The organism is Shinella sp. GW835-FHT14H05 (assembly GCF_058793575.1).
The window spans coordinates 1-16,122 of sequence record NZ_JBXAFY010000012.1 but is presented as its reverse complement, the minus strand read 5'-3'; the positions used below and the strand labels follow the sequence as shown (position 1 = coordinate 16,122).

Sequence of the window (16,122 nt, the reverse complement as noted above, 5' to 3'; positions counted from 1 at the left end):
GCGCACCTACCGTTCGGCCCCGTCGCGGTCGTTGCCGCGCTGACGTTCCTGTTCCGCCTGCCGAAGGATCTGCTGACGCTGCTCGTCCTGGGCAGCCCTCGACGCGCCAGCCTGTTCTCGCGCCGCGCGGGAAGCGCGACCCGCGGCAATGGTCTGCTGTTGGGCCGCGATTGCGGGATCGACGGTTGCCGGCGCTGGCCGATCCTGAGTGCGCGACTCGTCGACGCGCGCCGGCGGCGGCGTGCCCCCTGCCCCCGCTGTGTCGTTGACCGAGCGCATCTGCTGCATCTGGATGTCACGACGCTGCTCTTCGAACAGCGCGGAGATTTCCTTGCGCATCTCCTCGACGGCCTGACGCTCCGCGCTGCTGTCGACCATCGTCTCCAGGCGGTCCATGGATTTGTTCGCCCGTGAGACGCGCTCGTCGAACTGTTCCAACGATAGGGGCATGGCCTTTTCCTTCTGCTGTTGAATGGTCGCGATCAGAGTCTTGAATTCCGCCAGTGGCTCGTCCGACGGCGCGCCGGAGCGCTGCGCAAGGGCATCAAAACGCTTCTGCAGCCAGGGCGACGGTGCATTATCCTTTGCTGAGCCGGCCGCCTCGACGATGACGGCGGCGCGCAATCCATGCGCCAGCAACCGCGCCTGGAAATCTCCGGCGACGGAACGCATCTCGGGACCGGGACCAAACTCGTCGTTCTGCCTGGCCAGCTCGCGCTCGATCTTGCTGACGCTCGCAGTCGTGGGCGCCAGGACTTGGACGGACTTGCCCTCGGCGGAAATCAACTTGGCCTCGACGCCGATGGCCTCCTCGACAATCACCGCCATCGTCTCGCGCTCCATGGCCTGTTGGACTTCCAACCGGAGGAGGACGAAGCCGCTGGCCCGAGCAGCAGCATGCGGTGCTTGAGCGGTGGCCGCGGCTGCGAACCGGTCGGCCGCCGCAATCACCGATAGCTCCGCGCCGGCCCGCTGCAGGGCGCTCGCGGTCGCCTGCCATTTCGGGGCAAGCGCGAGATTGCCATTGGTGAGCGAGGCACGGTCGACGACGCCGGCGCGCTTGCGCTCGACGCGCTTGGTGACGCCGGTCGTCTTGAGATAGCGAGGATCTTGCTTACCGCGTTCGTACGCGCCAGCCTGCGCCTGGCTATAAGGCCGCGTGGCTGCCACATCTGCGCGCCGGGTGGCGACCATGGCGATGCCCTGCTCCCGCGCCTTCGCCGCGAAGCGCTCGCGCCATTCGTACAGCTCCGACTTGGTGAGCCGCAGCGCCTTGCCGACATCGTCGCGCGCCGAGATCATCGCATGGACATGAACATGGCCGGTTTCCGGGTGATGCGCCGTGATCCAGCGGTGCCCGGCAACTTGCTCGCTGAGGAAATCCCGAACAGTGCGGGTCATCGCCTCCGGATCGGTCCCGGCCCGCGCCGAGAAAATGATGTGGAAAGCGTTGCGCGGCTCGACGGTGCGAATATGCGAGGACCAGGCCCGCCAGATGCCAACGGCCCTCTCCTTGGCGCTGGAACCGCGCTTGACCGGATCGCCTTCACTGGTGGTGATGGACTTCTCCGTCCGCAGGAATTTCTCGAGGAAGTAGCGGCCGGATTTCTCCGAGACAGCTGCGCCGAGAATGCGAACCTCGGCCGAGACGCCGGCGTCGGCCAGCCAGCGCACGAAATCGCCCTCCGCATTTTCGACGACGCGCACCGGCCCCTCGCCCTTCTCGCGGGCCTTCAGCGCGCCGGCGATCCGCTTGGCCGGCAGATCGGTCGCAGCAAAAACCGCGACCTGTCCATCGGGATGCCGGGAATAGAGAAAGGGTTTCGAGCTGAAGGAGACGTTCAGGGCGTCGTGAAGGGCCGTATCATCGACCTCATCGGCAAGCTTGATGGAGAAGGTGGCGAGCGCGTTGACCGCATATGCCTCGCGGAAATCAGCAGTCCATTCGGCCAGCGCCGCCGCCCTGTCCTCCCGGCTGGAAATAGCAACACCTTCCTGATCATAGATCGAAATGTCGACCTTGGCCCTATCGCCGTTCTCCATTTCGACCTCGCGCGTGCCGAGATAGGTCATCAGGCCAGCGGCCGATGCGCGACTGGACACGGTCGACGTCACCTTGATCACGACCGGCTGCGCGCCGGCGGCAATCGCTGCACGGCTTGCTGTCTCTGCCGACGTCCGATTCATTGCCGCCTGTCGCGTGGTCGTCGGCCGAGCAATGCGCGACGCGCGCGCGGACGAACCACCGCCCCCTCCTCCGCCGGTCGACACCTTCGGCTCGTCTTCCTCCTCGCCATTGCGGCCAGCGGCACCAAGAGAACCGACCAGCTCAATAATACCTCGCTGCGATCCCTTCGGCGCCTGCAGGATCGATGCAATCGTCGGCTCGCTCGAAGGCACGAAAGCCCCGGCAGTCGCTTTTTTCGCGATCTCTGTGGGAACGAAGCGTTGCCCCGGTTCCCTGGCCGAAAGACCGAAAACGCTGGCGCGCCGCCGGCGCAATTCCTCTTCCTCGTCTATCAGCGAAGCGGCACGGCGGGCGGATAAAGCCTCGATCTCGCCGAGCAGCCCGGACCAGTCATGCGCCATGGCCATCTGCCCTCCGCTCCTTGCGGCTGATCCGCAGCATCAGGTCCACGTCCGCGCGCAGCCGGAACACGCCGTCGAGGAGCGTGCGCAGAGCGGCGTCGAGATGCGTTTCGTAACCGACCCGCCCCTCGTTCATCGCCCGGACCGCCTGATTGAGGTTGATGCCGATGCGCCGAAGTTCCTCATTCGTGCCGCGAAGGGCCTCGGCCTCCGCTGGTCCGACGGGGAGCGGCAGGCCCGCCTGTTCGCGGAACAGCAGCCGGATGACGTCGCTGGCGGTGCGGCTTTCCCCGCAAAGCGCGGCAAGCGCCTGGCGCTCTTCCGGCTGCAGTCGGACCCTCACCACTTCGCTGCGCATGTCTTCCTTCCCGCTTGCCAGGTTGCCGGAGGCGACCCAGAGCGCCAGAGGCGCGAACCACTGCCCTGCCGAAGGCGGGGCGACGTCGAGTTTGTACCACAAACTTGACTATCCTGCCACCTATAACTAAAATATATTTTATTACAATTCATCATCACAATACAAACACTCTCGCCCAAGCTCCCACCACAACCACGCACCTCCAACGCCACCCGGCCCGTTAACAGTTCCCCGTTGTTCGTGCGATCATTGCTAGCGATATCACTGGCAATCGCCCAATTACCCATTAATCACTGACAGTTAACCGCGCTTCCGTTACTCATTGTCAACGGGCAACTGGCAATTGTCTGTTGGTCATTGCCCGTTGTCGGCGGTCAATCAGCAATCGACAATCATCAACGGTGAACGAACAAAGGGCAACGAATGCATTGCGGAAAGACAAGCGAGGAAATAACTATAGTTTATTCTCAGAATGAAGGAGCCATCATGATCGTCACCATCGCCAATCCCAAGGGCGGAACCGGCAAGACCACCCTCGTCCGCGCTCTCTCCGGCACGGCCGCCCATGCCGGCAACGACGTCTTCCTGATCGATGCCGACAGTCGCGCCAATACGATGCGCTGGGTCACGATGTCGAAAAAGATGGACGTCTGGCCCGACCGGCTGGAAGCCGAAAGCTGCCTCGATCCCAACCAGATCTACAAGCTCGCTCTCCATCATCAGCAGGAGGGCAAGATCGTCTTCGTCGATGTCGAGGGCACGACCAACGAAAACCTGTTCGCCGGCCTCTACTGTGCCGACATCGTGCTGATCCCGCTGCAGACGACCCAGGACGACGTCGTTGCCGGCATGCAGCTCGCGCTGAACCATGTGCCGGTGGTCGAAGAGGATCAGAAGCGCAAGCTCTCGACGATGATCGTCATCAACCAGCACGATCTGGTGACCGGCCGCGCCAAGGCGCATGAGCCGCTCCGGGAAATTTTACGCGAGAGCGGTGTCGCTCTCGCCAGCCAACCGATCGCGCGCCGCGCGTCCTATCAATCGATTGGCGCCGCCGGCACGCTCCAGACATCAGCGAAGCCTGATCCGAAGGCGATCGCCGAGATGGAAACGCTCCTTGGCGAGTTGCTTGCCCTCTACCGGTCGAAGACAAGCGAGGCAAAGCGATGAGCGACGGCGTAGACAGCAAGAACCTCGTCCTCGGATTGATCTCGACAGGCCGCGATCGCCCTTCGGTTCGCGAAAAGATGGTTTCCCCCGCAAAATCCGCTGAAGAAGACCAGGCGCCGGCACCATCAGCGAAGCCGCCATTGGCGCGCGGCCAGCTCCGCAACATGGTGGCCAGGGGCGAAAGCCGCGACCCGGTTGCCGGCAAACGCTTCCGCGACACCGAGAAAGTCACCACCGGCATCCATATCCGCGCCGAGGTCCACAAGAAGCTGAAGATCCTCGCTGCGATCGAGCGGCGGAAGTTCAACTCCTACATCGAGGAGGCGATCGACGACTATCTCGAAAAGATCGCCGAGCGGATTCCCGATATTTCCTGAGCGGGAAAAGGGAGAGGTCATCACGCGCTTCGCTTTGCGGCCTCCCCATTCGCCCTGAGCGCCGCCATCAGCATCGGCCCGAGCCCGAATTCACCACGCGCCGCCTTGCGGCTGAGATCGCGCAGATAGCCGCCGGGCGAGGTGATGTGCTCGGCCCGCTCCAGGATGCAGGCGACCGCAATCGCGGCATTCTCCGGCCCCATCACCTCGCAAGCCTCCTGATAGGCCGACGGGCTGACCCCGAGCGCCGATCGGACGGTTACGGCGGCCGTCATCAGCTCGCGCCAACTCTCGATCCGGCCGCCGGCCGCGTAGTCGGCAATCTGCGGGCAGGCCCTCAACACCAGTGGCAACGGGTAAGCTTTCAAAGGCTCGGCAGTCCGGTTCGGTTTCGGGCTCGGCATCTCGCCCTGCTCTTTTTCGGAGCGAGGTTCAAGTTCATGGAAGGATTCGGGTTTTGAATTCTGTATGTGACGACTGCCATGGCTGTCATTGACACCCGTTTTTTCTGCTTTTACCTGAATTTCCAGTCGGTTGATGATTTCCTCACGCAAAAGCGCCATTTCTTCGAGCACCGCATCGACGTCCTGACGACGAGGAGAGCGCGGCAGACGGGCCAGGAGCGCAATGTACATCGCCTCGATCGCCTCCCAATCGCCATCCGCGCCCTCGTCCATGGCGGCTGAGATCAGCTTGCGAACGTCACGGCGGCAAAGCGACAACGCCTCTTTCGCGCGCTTGAATTGAAGACGCTCGGCAGCGACCTGTTGCGCCAGGCTGGCCAACTCGCTCGCACGGGCGAGCAGAGGCGCGAGGCTGAAGCCGAAAGCAGCCTCAATGTCCCCTCCCCTACCCCGATGCGCATAGCGCTTGCCGTTCGGGCTATCGCGGCGCTCGATCAGGCCGGCATCGACCAGCGCGGCAAGATGCCGGCGCAAGGTCGTGCCGGCGATGCCGTGCGCGCGCAGCGACAGCTGATTGTTCGACGGAAAAACGACCAGACCACCGCTCTCATCCGCGAGTTCATCGCTCGGATAGAAGCTCAGCAGTGCCTGCAGCACCGTTATCGAACGATCCTGGAGGCCGAACACATCCTTCGCCTCGCCGACGTCATTGAAGACTTTCCACTTATTGACCGCCTTGCCCGCGCCGCGGTCGGCAGTTTCGAGCTGGCCTCTCACCAGGGCAAGCGTCATCGGCCGCCCATGGGGCGTTGTCACACGTCCAATTTGCATTTTCTTTCACCTTTCAAAGGGCAAAAGAAATCCACTCACCAAAACGGTGCCAAAGACTCTTGACTGTGATTCGTGGAAATGCGATTCTCGATCTTGCTACAGAATACGAGGAAGGCTTCCACGGTTTACCGATTGGGGGCCTTTTTCTTTTGCGGATTGATCCTTTCCGTCGTCCTAGAAGTAAACCACGTCAGCTCTCCATCGACGCCTGATATTCACGATGAAGCTGCTCGAGTTTGCTGATCACAAAATCGCCGAATGCAGGCGAAGATTTCTCATCGAAACTCAGATTGAGGGCCTTGGCAGATCTCTGCACGGTCGCGAGTTTCTGGCCGCTTTCTGACTTGACGGTCTCGGGTTTCACTCCCTTGCGCTTTGCTGTCAGCACATCCATCACCATCGCGAAGCGGTCGTCGGTGTCAGCAGCCCGGAATTCCTTGCTCTGCAGAAGACCGTCGAGTGCCTTCGGCTTGCTTGCCGCGAGCTTCTCGGCCAATCCCATCCAGCGCGGTCGTCCAGCCTTCGGGGCTGGTCCAATTGCTTCGATGATCGATCTGGGCACCGAGTGCGCGACGCTCATAAGTTTTGAGAGTTGGGTCTTCTCCATCCCCAATGCGGACATGATTACCTGCCGGTCGAAGCCGCGCTCCTCGAGTGCGAGAGCAAACAGGCCGCGCTCGATATAGCTAAGGTCGGCCCGCGCTGCGTTTTCCTGACCTTGTGCAACGACCAGTTCTTCGTCGGACAGGTTCTTCACGACCGCTTTGACGGGGCGCCGGAGTGCGGTGGCAACGCGCACGCGCCTATGACCAAAGACGACCTGGTAGCGATCAGACTTTTCAGGGTGCGGCCTCAAAAGGACCGGGCTCCTCTGACCGGAGGTGCGGATAGCCTCCAGCAGTTGCTGGAAGCTATCGCCGTCATCCGTCAGACGATCGGAGACGAAGGAGCTGTCGATCAAGTCGGGGGCGATATCGACAACTGCCGCCCCCTCCGCGATCAGGGCACGCGCCTGGTCTGCGGCGCTAACAATGTTGCCCAACGATCGTCCCATGGCCCCAACGGCGCCCGAGCGGATATGCTGAAGCTTCTTCTCTTGGCCCGCTTCAAGTTCGTGCGCTTCCTCATCGGAGTTGCCATGTGGCAACTCGCTGTCTCGCCTGGAAAGCATGGCTTTGAGCGTATCCTTGCGGCTCATGACGCCCTCCCCCAGGCCTGCTTCATCAGGCTCTCGATTTCCCCGTTTACGGCATCGAGCGACTCGATGGCCCGGTCATACGTCGACCTGGCGAAGTTCTCACGGCCCACCTCGTACAGGGTCTGCTTCGACAAGCCAGCGTCGGAAATTGCCGTCGATTTCAGCATTGTGTTTGTGAGCACTCTTTCGCGAAACAGCGAGCGCATGAAGCCGACCATCTGCGCCTGTGGGCCGTCAGATGGTTCGTAACGGGTCACGACATATCGGATGAAATCATAGTCGAGATCACCACCGGCATCTTGCACCACACTGAGCAGGTCGGACGTCATTAGCAGGAATTGGCACATCGACATGACGTCGAGCATCTGCGGATGGGCGGTGATCAACAGACCCGTCGAAGCGCAAAGCGCTCCCAGTGTCAGGAAACCGAGCTGTGGCGGGCAGTCGATCACGATCACATCGTATCTGGCTTCCACGGAACCGAGCGCGGATGCAACGCGACCGAAAAAGGGCTCCGTGGATCGCTCTGCAAGGGCCCGGGGCGTATCGTGCTCATATTCCATCAGCTCCAAATTGCCGGGAATAAGATCGAGGCCGGTGAAGTAGGTCGGCTTGATGATCTCCGAGAGGGGACGCCGCTTATCATCGTAGCGGATTGCAGCGTACATGGTTTCATTCGCCTGGATGTCATACTCGGGCTGATACCCGTGCAATGCCGTCATAGAGGCCTGCGGATCGAGATCGACACCAAGGACGCGATAGCCCTGGAGCGCTAGATATTGCGCGAGATGAGCGGCGGTCGTGGTCTTGCCGCTGCCACCTTTGAAATTGACGACGGCCATGACTTGGCAATGCTCACCCGGCCTGCGCCGGTGGACATAATTCTTGCTCTTCGAATTCTCATCCAAGACGGCGCGAATCTGATTAATCTGGTCCAGGCTATACCAGCGGCGGCCGCCAGACCCGATTTCCGGCTGGGGGCCCTTCCCGCCAAGAGAAAGCTGACGAAGGTATGCGTCGCCAATACCAATTAACTTCGCGGATTCGACGGAGGAGAAAGAGCGAAGGGTCTTTTTCGAAACGGGTGGGAACAGCGCCTTGCGCATCGCAAGCAGCTCTTCGGAGAGCGCAGCGCCATCGCCCGCGATGACGTCGGTCATCAACGGCTTCGGTGCCTCTGGAACGGCGGCTTGACTACGAGCCTTCAACATAACTACGAAAATTCTCCAAAGTTGGCGAATAAGTCGTAGGCGAGAATGCTCCGAGTCGCAATCGTTGGCAAGGAAAATAGGGTTAACAAAACCTTAACGCGATTTGTAGAAACCAGCGATGAGGATTCCCGCGGAGCAGGATAGGTGATCCGGGCCGAAAGTTGCCATGTGGCAACTCGCTGAACCCCTTGGGAAACAAGGCAAAACGAAAAGTCCACGTCGAAGGGCCACCCTCGGGAAAGGCATAGGGTCTAAGGAAAGGGAGGAAGAAACCATCCCCTTCCCCCAGTGTAGAGTTCAAGGGAGGGGCTTGCCCTTCCTTGGGTGGGGTGTTTGAGGCGGCAGATCCTGCCCTGACCTTTCATGGGGAGAGTTTGAGAGGGGTGGGTTGAATGGGCGGACACCGTATTCGGGCTCCCCGGCGCATCGACTAACACGCGATCGCCAAAGCATCTCGCCCGATTCTCCTCGGTCCAGCCGTCCATCAACGACGTGAATCAATCAAGTCCGAACGATTCAGAATTGTCGTTGGACAGTAATGCCCCAATTAGCGACGATTCCGTCATGATCACGCAGCCCTACCAGCTTTATGTCGAGCGCACCGAGCCAACGAAGAACATGGCCCGGTATTACGCCATGACGATCGAACCGACGCTGTTCGGAACGGCCTGCCTGACACGGCGATGGGGACGCATCGGCAGGATGGGCCAGGAGAAGGTGCATCATTTCGAGCGGGAGGAAGAGGCGGTTCACTTGTTCCTCGATCTCCTACGCCAGAAGCGGGCGCGCGGCTATCGTCCTGCGGGACCGAGTCGAACCGACCGCGCCGTCTGAGGGAGGGGGAGGAGGCCCGCGACGACGGGCCTCGCGGGAAGCCTCATCGACGTCGGGTCCAGTCAGTCTCAAAGGCGACTTCGATCTCGACGAAGAACGGGATCTTGAACGCGATCTTCAGGCCGAGCTTGCCCTTGCGAAAGAACTGGGCGGCGACCTTGGCGAGGGTGCGGAGGCGTCGGCCGGTGACGGTGAGGAATTTGGCGAGTTGGCGCATGATCTCTACTCCTTTCGATAAGCTTTCATTGCGGGGATAGGCGGCAACCCGGAGAGGCGCGCTGCACCGGGACGGCCGCAGCGGATGCGGAGGACCAGACGGCACCTGAATTTTGGCGCGCGAGGAGCCGCAGGCGGGGAAAATTCTGGCGGCGGCGGGTTGCGGCGCGCCGGGAGGGATGCAACATCCCCGATGCCGATGACAGGGCATCGAAAGGAAGGAGCGGCAACCGGCCTTTCTCCTCCTCCGGCCGCTTTCCTCCCGCCTGGAAAGGCGAAGCTGGGCTTCGCGCCGGCTGCGTCGGTCGATCCGCGGCTGGCCCGTCGACACGGCAGAAACCGCCCCTAGAACGGCGGCTCGGCGCTCATGCGACCGTCCTGTTCGGCCAGGATCGTTTCCCGTTCGGCCCGCGCCAGGCCGAGTTCGGCCTCGATCTGACGGCGCTCGGCCGGATCGGCGTTGCGGGCTTCAGCTTCGAGTTCGAGGATCGTGCGGTCGAGGTCGTAGGTCATCGTCGTCTCCTTGACGTTTTGTGAAAGACGACGCGCGCGGTCATGGTGGCAGGCAGGAGTCAAGGATCGCGGAACGCGACCGGCGGAGCCGGCGAGTGGGGGAGCCGAATTTCTGGCGCGGCCCTCAAGGGGCGGGACTGAAATTTGGGGGAACCACGATGTCCTTGAGGCCTGCCTGCCGCCATGGCACCCTCGGACGGACTGAGCAGACTTTTCCTCTCCGAATGGCACCCGGAAAGCGGGACGCGGGCTCGATGCCCGTTTCCCGCTCATCTTAAGAGGGGAGCGCCCCGCCTTGGCAGGCGGGGCTTCCGATGTCAGGCGTCACGCTTCTGGCGGTTCCAGACCAGGTCGTAGTCGCCGTCGGCCTGGCTCGGCCACAGGGCCGCGTTGATCGGGGCGTTGAAGCTCGGGTCGTCGAGCTTGACCGAGATGTAGGGTTCGCCGTCGGTGGAGGTGGCGTTCCAGCCTGCGCCGACCTCGGCCATGCCCGCCATCACGCGGAAGTCGGGAGCGTCGCGCGAGGTGCGCTCGATCGGAACCAGGCGTGCCTTCATCGATACCGTCAGGGTGCGGACCGCGCCGCTGATGAGGTTGCCGTTGGTGGAGAAGTTGCCGATGATAGCCATTTTCGAGATCCTTTCGGGTTGCTCGGGTCGCGTCCATCGCGACCTCGATGGCTGTCGAAAGGATCGGGGACGATCGGACCGCACCCCTTGGGCCGGAACGAAGTGGAGGGCGGCCGGAGCCGGCTTTCTTGTCCAGCGAGGAATGACGGCGGCCCGGGGTCCCTGTTCGACTTGTCGAATGGGGTGGGTTCCGGCAGGGGAAGAAAGTTGGAGACGGCCGTTGCGGGAGGACGATCGAGGCGCAGCCGGTCTCCGATCAGACATGCCACATCGAGGACGTGTTGGCCGCGCCAGGGTTGACCAAACCGGAAGGGTCTCGAAAATGGCGGGCCGTCATCGTCAGGCCTTCTTCGCTCCCGCCGGCAACCTCGTCGGCGACACTGCGCTGCAGGTATATGTCCGGTGTGGCGCCGCAGACGATTGAGCCCACTGCCGACGATATCGCTCCTTCCGCGTTGGCTGTCGGAGGGTTTTCCTCGAATGCCGGTAGGACGACGACACCCTTGATGACACGGAATCCTCTTCTTCCGCAGGCATAGGGGCACCGCTTCCATGCACTCCGGTCATCTGCTACCTTGGCAGCGCCATGCCGCCGGGTTCACCTGAGCTGCCGCCGTCGAACGGATGACTGATGCTCAGCCCGCCTGCCAAGGCGGGGCGCTCCCTGGTCTTCCGGTTGCCGCGCCAATCACCATGGGCCAGCGCGACCGTTCGCGCCCATCTGGAGAAGACAGCGCGGCCGGGACTACAATAGAGGTGGCGAAGCGCCGACCCGGACAAGTCGATCGTCACCGGAATCGGCGAAGACGGCCGAAGGCTGGCTACGTGCCGGAGGCATAGAGCGCGGTCGCCGCAGGCGATGGCCAAAGACAAGATACAGAATCAGCCTCCAGGTCGACGAGCGTCCGCGTAACTCCCCATGTCGACTTACGGCGCGACCTTTGCGGCCGCACGAGACAGGATGAGCTGCCTGATGTGCGCGCGGACCTCGAGTTCGGTTCCGTAAAATCGGTCTTGCCCTTCGGGGTAGGTGATCGTCCAGGGATCATCGGCTCCCATCATGGTCGCTTCGAAGATGTCGCCATTGCCCGCGGTGACAGATATTGCACGGATTGGTCCTGCCGAAGATTCATCCCGCGTCAGTGAAAACGAAACCAACCAGCTCGGGCCATGGCTGTTTCGCAGCGCCTGCATGACGCCTGTGGTTCGCGCGTTCATCCAGTAATCGCGCAGACTGGCTTACCAGTACCGCCCATGCTCCAGGGCATAATCGCAAATGGCATCGTGCTCTGTTTGGGTGAGGGGATGCAGTTTGGTCATCGATTTTCCTTTCAGGACGAGGGACGGGAAGTACGGGTCCGGCGGCGGCCGGACCTCAATCTCGCCGACGCGCCGCGACGCGGGCTAGACGAGATCTGGAGAGATGAAGAGCATCGGAGAAATGAGCATAGCGACGGCCGGAGGCCGGGATTTCGGGAATTCTCGACGCGCCGGCGCGGGAAACAGGGCAGCCGCAGGAGCCTCAGCGTAGCGGCTCGAAGAGGAGGCGGGACCGACTGCCCCCGCGGCAGCGCTCCGTGCTCTGTTGAGGGCGGCTCCCTACCGCAGGCACCGGCTGATACCGAAGACGTTGGAATTTCATGGCAGGATTTCGATATCCTGGCACTTTCATGAAAGCCGCAGCTATCGCGAGTGGCTAAGCTTTCACTCGCTCCCGGTTCGCTGAAAGACCGGGAGTGGTCGCGGAGTGGGGCCGTTGCGTCTGGGGGCGTACCAGGAGCGGCGGCCCCGATTTTCACGGGGGTCGTCAGACACCGCACATCCCCTCGCATTCGTTCGGCCAGAGGTCGAGCTGTCCGCGATCTGACGCCGTCGAGAGATCGGCCTCGTCCAGCGGCACGCACGAGCGATGCAAAAAAACCTCACCGCGAATACCGCTGATGCCATTGCGTAGCGCCTGGTCGACCTCAATGGCGTCGGCCCACGCCGCAAAATCGTGGTCACGCATGAAGCGCCAGCGCGCGTTGTCATGAAACGGGCACCCCACGCAGGCGCTCTTTGGGGGATCAGGATAGCTGTGCCGGCGCAGCCAGGCGAGACAATCCCGTCGGCTCATGCGCTTTTCGATCAACGGAAAGCGCTTGACCTGCCAGGCTCGAAGCTGGGCTTCGCCCGGACGATCTCGTCGCAGCTGATGCCGATCCATTGCTCCACCACGGCATGGTCAGGGGAACGCTTGCGGGCGAGGCCGGCAAGCTCTCGGACCCTTCGTCGGATCGGGACGATTTTATAGTCCGTGGTGCACTGCCTGCGGATCATGCCGATCGACACGGTCTCGCGGGCTGTTGCGCGTGTGCCGATTTCGATCAGCTCTCCGTCATCGTCCTCGTCGTAGACCGGGACAGCCGCACCGACGGGCGTTACCGTCTTTGCGAAGGCCGGGATCGACGCCCAGCGTTTGCCGTCGCCGGCGCCGATCAGGTCGTCACGAATATTGCCGGCGGAGACGATATGCACGGGAAACGGCAACACGTTGCCGGACATGAGCCATTCGAGATGATCATAGACAGCCTGTGGCTCCCAGCCCGTGTCGGCGAAGATCGCACAATCGGGCATCGGACCGATCTCACCGTGGGCGGCCATCAAAGCGAGGGTCGTGGATTGCACCCCAGCGCCAAGGCTCAGCGCGCGAAGGCGAATGGCGGAGGGGTTTCCCCCCACCGGCTCGAAAACAGGCGGAGCGTTGAGCATCAGCGTCCCTCCGCGAATTCGCGGTCAAGCCAGCGGCGAAGATCCCGCCGCATGATGCCGATGGAGCCGTTGATCTCGGTGATCCTCCCATCGCCGACGATATGTCCGCGCTCGCGGAACAGATCGATGAGATGACGCATGACATCGAGATAAAGATGGCCGCCGACGAGGGCGATATCCGAGAAGGGAATGCGCCCATAGCCCGTCAGCGTCGCGATGTGCATTCCGGGATGCTCGCCGGAGGCGATGACGCGGCGCTGGGTCTTCTGCTTCGGCCACCGCGTTCCGAGATCGCCCGCCTTAATCTCGGCCGCGATCGCCGGGGTCATGCGCGCGTCGTAGATTTCGATCGGCGTGGATGCGGCACGGAACCCCAAGCGCGCGGAAAGAAAGGCGACCTTCGCCTTCTCTCCACGCGGGTCCACCGATCGCAGCGTCTGCCATAGGGGGCCGTCATAGCGTTCGATGGCCGGCATATAGGCCGGGCCGTCGCGCTTCGTCGCCGAGCAGGCGAGGATCAGAAGGCGGTTTGCGGGGAGGGGAGCCATTATGCTGCCTCCCGCTCTTCGGCCGCGGCCGGCTGCAGGCTGTGAAGGTAGGCGACGGCGCGCTGAGCGTGCGCGGCGGCAGCGAAGATCGCCCGCTTGTCGTCGGAGAGCACCTGCAGCCACGACTGAAGGTAGGATGCGTGATCCGGGCGCGGCTCCAGTTCGGGCACGATGCCGAGATCGGCGCAGAGGAAGCAACTGCCGAGTTCAGCGATCAGTTCTTCGCGGGCGCGTTCGCTGCGATCCTTGCTGTAGCGGCTGAGATCGCGGCCGACGCGATGCGCCGGCGCCGTCCAGTGGGTGGCCTCATGGCTCACGGTTGCCACGTAGGAGGCCGCATCCTTGAAACTTTCGACAACTGGCATCTGTATGTGGTCGGACGCAGGGCTGAAGAAGGCCCGGTCGCCGCCATGGCGGATATGCGCGCCGGTGTTGCGGAAGAACCGATCGGCATGCTCGATCCGCTCGACGGGATCGGTAATTGGCGCTGCGGCGTGGTGGTACCGGTCGGGCAAGCCGTCAATTTGCGCAACGTTGAAGACGGTATACGCCTTGAGGAAGGGGATTTCGCGCTCGATCTCACCGCCATGACCATCGGATTCGGACTTGCTGAAGCGACTGGCGAAGACCACGGTCGCGCCGGACTCGCCCTTGCGCACGGCTGCGCCAAGCTCCAACGCCTGTTTGAACGTCATCCACATCGGCGAGGAGAACCCTCGCGCGATGCCCTCCGACCACAAGAGCAGGACGTTCATGCCGCTATAAGGAAGGCCGTTGTGCCGCAAGGGACGGGTGATCCTGCCTTCCATGTTGGACGCGCACCACGGCTGCACCCATGGGCGGACCCCCTTCGAGAGATCTTCGACGATCCTGTCGGTGATGCGCGTGTAGATGTCGACGCGCTGCGCTTCGGTCTTTTTCCTCATTTTCCTTACCTCCGTTCGAGAGGTCGCGCCTATCGCGACCCCGTCACGGCGGTCCGGAAGCCGGAGCCATAGGGGCACGGCGCACGCTAAGCGCCGGAACGAAGTGGAGGAGGGCGAAGCCCTTGCGCGGGTTCCCGGCTCCGGCAGGACCGAAGCCGGACGGGTCGCCTGGCGCTCGCCTTTCTTCTTTCCTTTTCAGGTTCGATCTGGTGTCGGAACGAAGGACATGCTATATATCTGACCATCTGACTAGGTGGAACGAATGGGCAAGCAAACACAACTTTCAGGTACGAACAGATCAGTGAACCCGACAATGAGCGGGCGGTGGAAACTCGAGGACGCGAAAGCGCGCTTCAGCGAGGTTGTCCGGCATGCCCGTGAGGACGGTCCCCAACGCGTAACCGTTCGGGGACATGATGCGGTTGTCATCATGAGCGTCGAAGAATTCGAGCGCCTGACACCGGCTACGCCACGCGTACCGTTCGTCAACTTCATGGAGGCGTTGCATCTCGGGGGCCTGGATCTTGAACGCGACGACGACCTTGGCCGGGATGTCGAGCTGTGAGGGGATGGCTGCTCGATACCAATGTGGTGGCCGCGCTGACCAACCCGCAGGGCGCTCCCTCCGTAAAAGCATGGGCGACTGGTCAAGACGAAGAGACTTTCTATCTCAGCATCCTGACACTCGCCGAGTATGACAAGGGAATTCATAACCTGCCAAACGACCATCCCGACCGCTCGCGCTATATCGCGTCGCGGGACGCTCTTGCGGATCGGTTTGGCGATCGTGTGCTTTCCCTGCGCGACGAGGCCGTGCGGTTGTGGGGACGCATTTCGGGAGAAGTCAAAAAGGACACTGGGCATCCACCGCCCGTGATCGATACGATGCTGGCAGCGACCGCGATCGAATACGAGCTCTATCTCGTCACGCGCAACGTGAAAGACACGCGCCACTCGGGCGCGGCAATTTTCGATCCATGGACCGATGACCCGGCCAAGTTTCCGCTGAGTCCAAGGGCCAATAGGCCCCGGTAGCAACGGAAATGGTGGGGCCGCGGCCCCACCTGATCGCTCAACCGAGCGCGTCCATCTGCGCTTCGGCCGCTTTGCGGTCGAGGGTCTGACCAGGATTGTCGATCGGGCGATCGAAGGGCTTCCAGGCTTCCCCGACAGCGTGTTCGTAGGCCGCAACCGCGCCTTCGGCGGCCATGCGGAGCGAGAATGCCTGGATACCCATGTCGGCGGCAAATTCCCGCTTGCGCTGGGCGGAACTGTCGTAACCGACAATGCCATCGCGGTCGTCGTCACGGGCATCGCTGGCGGCCTTGGCCGTGGCATCGCGGGCTTCGGTCACGGCGCGCGAGTAGAACTGGCCAGCGCCATGGGCGGATCCGACGAAGGCTCCGACGATGCGTTGCAGGTGGATCTGCATCGCGCGCTCACCGAGGCCTTCGGATAGAGCATCGACGGTTTCGAGGATCAGGCGTTCATGCGTGTCGCGCACGCCGTCGCCGTCGACGACGGCGGTCCCGAAGCTTTCGGCGATCCGCATCGCCTGGGCGGCATC

16 protein-coding genes and 2 pseudogenes are annotated in these 16,122 nt (G+C 62.5%); 5 read left to right on the top strand and 13 right to left on the bottom strand.

Annotated elements, in window-relative coordinates; all coding sequences use genetic code 11:
• Positions 1-6: 6 nt before the first annotated feature.
• Positions 7-2,595, bottom strand: a complete 2,589-nt coding sequence (locus AC1Q6Z_RS26760; RefSeq protein WP_492649890.1) for a relaxase/mobilization nuclease domain-containing protein — start codon at positions 2,593-2,595, stop codon at positions 7-9.
• Positions 2,579-3,049 carry a MobC domain-containing protein gene (locus AC1Q6Z_RS26755; protein ID WP_492649889.1) on the bottom strand — a complete coding sequence of 157 codons (471 nt, stop codon included), beginning with the start codon at positions 3,047-3,049 and terminating at the stop codon, positions 2,579-2,581. The genes AC1Q6Z_RS26760 and AC1Q6Z_RS26755 overlap by 17 nt, the downstream gene beginning before the upstream one ends.
• Positions 3,050-3,433: 384 nt before the next feature.
• On the opposite strand from AC1Q6Z_RS26755, the gene AC1Q6Z_RS26750 reads away from it, so the two are divergent.
• Together AC1Q6Z_RS26750 and AC1Q6Z_RS26745 are read left to right on the top strand one after the other, a co-directional pair.
• The gene (locus tag AC1Q6Z_RS26750; RefSeq protein ID WP_171026529.1) at positions 3,434-4,117 is read left to right on the top strand and encodes a ParA family protein; all 684 of its coding nucleotides are present in this window, start codon (positions 3,434-3,436) and stop codon (positions 4,115-4,117) included.
• A complete protein-coding gene (locus AC1Q6Z_RS26745) occupies positions 4,114-4,494 on the top strand; it encodes a hypothetical protein (protein WP_137935214.1) in 381 nt (126 codons plus the stop codon). Before AC1Q6Z_RS26750 ends, AC1Q6Z_RS26745 begins: the two co-directional genes overlap by 4 nt.
• A 20-nt stretch (positions 4,495-4,514) precedes the next feature.
• Here AC1Q6Z_RS26745 and repC read toward each other — a convergent pair whose 3' ends face one another.
• The 3 genes from repC to repA all read right to left on the bottom strand — a co-directional run bounded on the left by repC (position 4,515) and on the right by repA (position 8,087).
• Positions 4,515-5,729: a plasmid replication protein RepC gene (repC, locus tag AC1Q6Z_RS26740; RefSeq protein WP_137935213.1), complete on the bottom strand. Its 1,215-nt coding sequence runs from the start codon at positions 5,727-5,729 to the stop codon at positions 4,515-4,517.
• A gap of 190 nt (positions 5,730-5,919) precedes the next feature.
• Positions 5,920-6,927, bottom strand: coding sequence for a plasmid partitioning protein RepB (repB, locus tag AC1Q6Z_RS26735; protein WP_137935212.1), 1,008 nt, complete (start codon positions 6,925-6,927; stop codon positions 5,920-5,922).
• On the bottom strand, positions 6,924-8,087 hold the full coding sequence (gene repA, locus AC1Q6Z_RS26730) for a plasmid partitioning protein RepA (protein WP_232375874.1): 1,164 nt from the start codon (positions 8,085-8,087) through the stop codon (positions 6,924-6,926). Before repA ends, repB begins: the two co-directional genes overlap by 4 nt.
• A 615-nt stretch (positions 8,088-8,702) precedes the next feature.
• Between repA and AC1Q6Z_RS26725 the strand changes: the two genes are divergently transcribed.
• Positions 8,703-8,972, top strand: a complete 270-nt coding sequence (locus tag AC1Q6Z_RS26725) for a WGR domain-containing protein (RefSeq protein ID WP_137935210.1) — start codon at positions 8,703-8,705, stop codon at positions 8,970-8,972.
• A gap of 43 nt (positions 8,973-9,015) precedes the next feature.
• On the opposite strand, the gene AC1Q6Z_RS26720 is transcribed toward AC1Q6Z_RS26725, so the two are convergent.
• From AC1Q6Z_RS26720 to AC1Q6Z_RS26690, 7 genes and pseudogenes are all read right to left on the bottom strand, one after another.
• On the bottom strand, positions 9,016-9,189 hold the full coding sequence (locus AC1Q6Z_RS26720) for a hypothetical protein (protein ID WP_171026528.1): 174 nt from the start codon (positions 9,187-9,189) through the stop codon (positions 9,016-9,018).
• A gap of 344 nt (positions 9,190-9,533) precedes the next feature.
• Positions 9,534-9,701: a hypothetical protein gene (locus tag AC1Q6Z_RS26715; protein ID WP_171026527.1), complete on the bottom strand. Its 168-nt coding sequence runs from the start codon at positions 9,699-9,701 to the stop codon at positions 9,534-9,536.
• A 317-nt stretch (positions 9,702-10,018) separates the two neighbouring features.
• Positions 10,019-10,330 carry a DUF736 domain-containing protein gene (locus AC1Q6Z_RS26710; RefSeq protein ID WP_137935209.1) on the bottom strand — a complete coding sequence of 104 codons (312 nt, stop codon included), beginning with the start codon at positions 10,328-10,330 and terminating at the stop codon, positions 10,019-10,021.
• A gap of 927 nt (positions 10,331-11,257) precedes the next feature.
• Positions 11,258-11,548, bottom strand: a complete 291-nt coding sequence (locus AC1Q6Z_RS26705) for a hypothetical protein (protein ID WP_292870240.1) — start codon at positions 11,546-11,548, stop codon at positions 11,258-11,260.
• A 589-nt stretch (positions 11,549-12,137) separates the two neighbouring features.
• Positions 12,138-13,081 (bottom strand): annotated as a pseudogene (locus AC1Q6Z_RS26700) (hypothetical protein).
• Positions 13,081-13,629, bottom strand: coding sequence for a hypothetical protein (locus AC1Q6Z_RS26695; RefSeq protein WP_137935207.1), 549 nt, complete (start codon positions 13,627-13,629; stop codon positions 13,081-13,083). The pseudogene AC1Q6Z_RS26700 and the gene AC1Q6Z_RS26695 overlap by 1 nt, the downstream one beginning before the upstream one ends.
• A complete protein-coding gene (locus AC1Q6Z_RS26690) occupies positions 13,629-14,555 on the bottom strand; it encodes an ArdC family protein (RefSeq protein ID WP_137935206.1) in 927 nt (308 codons plus the stop codon). Before AC1Q6Z_RS26690 ends, AC1Q6Z_RS26695 begins: the two co-directional genes overlap by 1 nt.
• A 313-nt stretch (positions 14,556-14,868) precedes the next feature.
• Between AC1Q6Z_RS26690 and AC1Q6Z_RS26685 the strand changes: the two genes are divergently transcribed.
• Entirely contained in the window at positions 14,869-15,120 is a 252-nt protein-coding gene (locus AC1Q6Z_RS26685; RefSeq protein WP_298799596.1) for a type II toxin-antitoxin system Phd/YefM family antitoxin, read from the top strand.
• A complete protein-coding gene (locus AC1Q6Z_RS26680) occupies positions 15,117-15,590 on the top strand; it encodes a type II toxin-antitoxin system VapC family toxin (RefSeq protein WP_137935204.1) in 474 nt (157 codons plus the stop codon). Before AC1Q6Z_RS26685 ends, AC1Q6Z_RS26680 begins: the two co-directional genes overlap by 4 nt.
• A gap of 37 nt (positions 15,591-15,627) precedes the next feature.
• Here the strand turns inward: AC1Q6Z_RS26680 and AC1Q6Z_RS26675 are convergent.
• Positions 15,628-16,122 (bottom strand): annotated as a pseudogene (locus tag AC1Q6Z_RS26675) (hypothetical protein); the annotation flags it as partial.

Excerpts from the sequence above, each read along its gene's own strand:
- AC1Q6Z_RS26760 (WP_492649890.1), bottom strand. The coding sequence starts at position 2,595 with ATGGCCATGGCGCATGACTGGTCCGGGCTGCTCGGCGAGATCGAGGCT.
- AC1Q6Z_RS26750 (WP_171026529.1), top strand. The coding sequence starts at position 3,434 with ATGATCGTCACCATCGCCAATCCCAAGGGCGGAACCGGCAAGACCACC.
- AC1Q6Z_RS26745 (WP_137935214.1), top strand. The coding sequence starts at position 4,114 with ATGAGCGACGGCGTAGACAGCAAGAACCTCGTCCTCGGATTGATCTCG.
- repC (WP_137935213.1), bottom strand. The coding sequence starts at position 5,729 with ATGCAAATTGGACGTGTGACAACGCCCCATGGGCGGCCGATGACGCTT.
- repB (WP_137935212.1), bottom strand. The coding sequence starts at position 6,927 with ATGAGCCGCAAGGATACGCTCAAAGCCATGCTTTCCAGGCGAGACAGC.
- repA (WP_232375874.1), bottom strand. The coding sequence starts at position 8,087 with ATGACCGACGTCATCGCGGGCGATGGCGCTGCGCTCTCCGAAGAGCTG.
- AC1Q6Z_RS26725 (WP_137935210.1), top strand. The coding sequence starts at position 8,703 with ATGATCACGCAGCCCTACCAGCTTTATGTCGAGCGCACCGAGCCAACG.
- AC1Q6Z_RS26720 (WP_171026528.1), bottom strand. The coding sequence starts at position 9,189 with ATGCGCCAACTCGCCAAATTCCTCACCGTCACCGGCCGACGCCTCCGC.
- AC1Q6Z_RS26715 (WP_171026527.1), bottom strand. The coding sequence starts at position 9,701 with ATGACCTACGACCTCGACCGCACGATCCTCGAACTCGAAGCTGAAGCC.
- AC1Q6Z_RS26710 (WP_137935209.1), bottom strand. The coding sequence starts at position 10,330 with ATGGCTATCATCGGCAACTTCTCCACCAACGGCAACCTCATCAGCGGC.
- AC1Q6Z_RS26705 (WP_292870240.1), bottom strand. The coding sequence starts at position 11,548 with ATGAACGCGCGAACCACAGGCGTCATGCAGGCGCTGCGAAACAGCCAT.
- AC1Q6Z_RS26695 (WP_137935207.1), bottom strand. The coding sequence starts at position 13,629 with ATGGCTCCCCTCCCCGCAAACCGCCTTCTGATCCTCGCCTGCTCGGCG.
- AC1Q6Z_RS26690 (WP_137935206.1), bottom strand. The coding sequence starts at position 14,555 with ATGAGGAAAAAGACCGAAGCGCAGCGCGTCGACATCTACACGCGCATC.
- AC1Q6Z_RS26685 (WP_298799596.1), top strand. The coding sequence starts at position 14,869 with ATGAGCGGGCGGTGGAAACTCGAGGACGCGAAAGCGCGCTTCAGCGAG.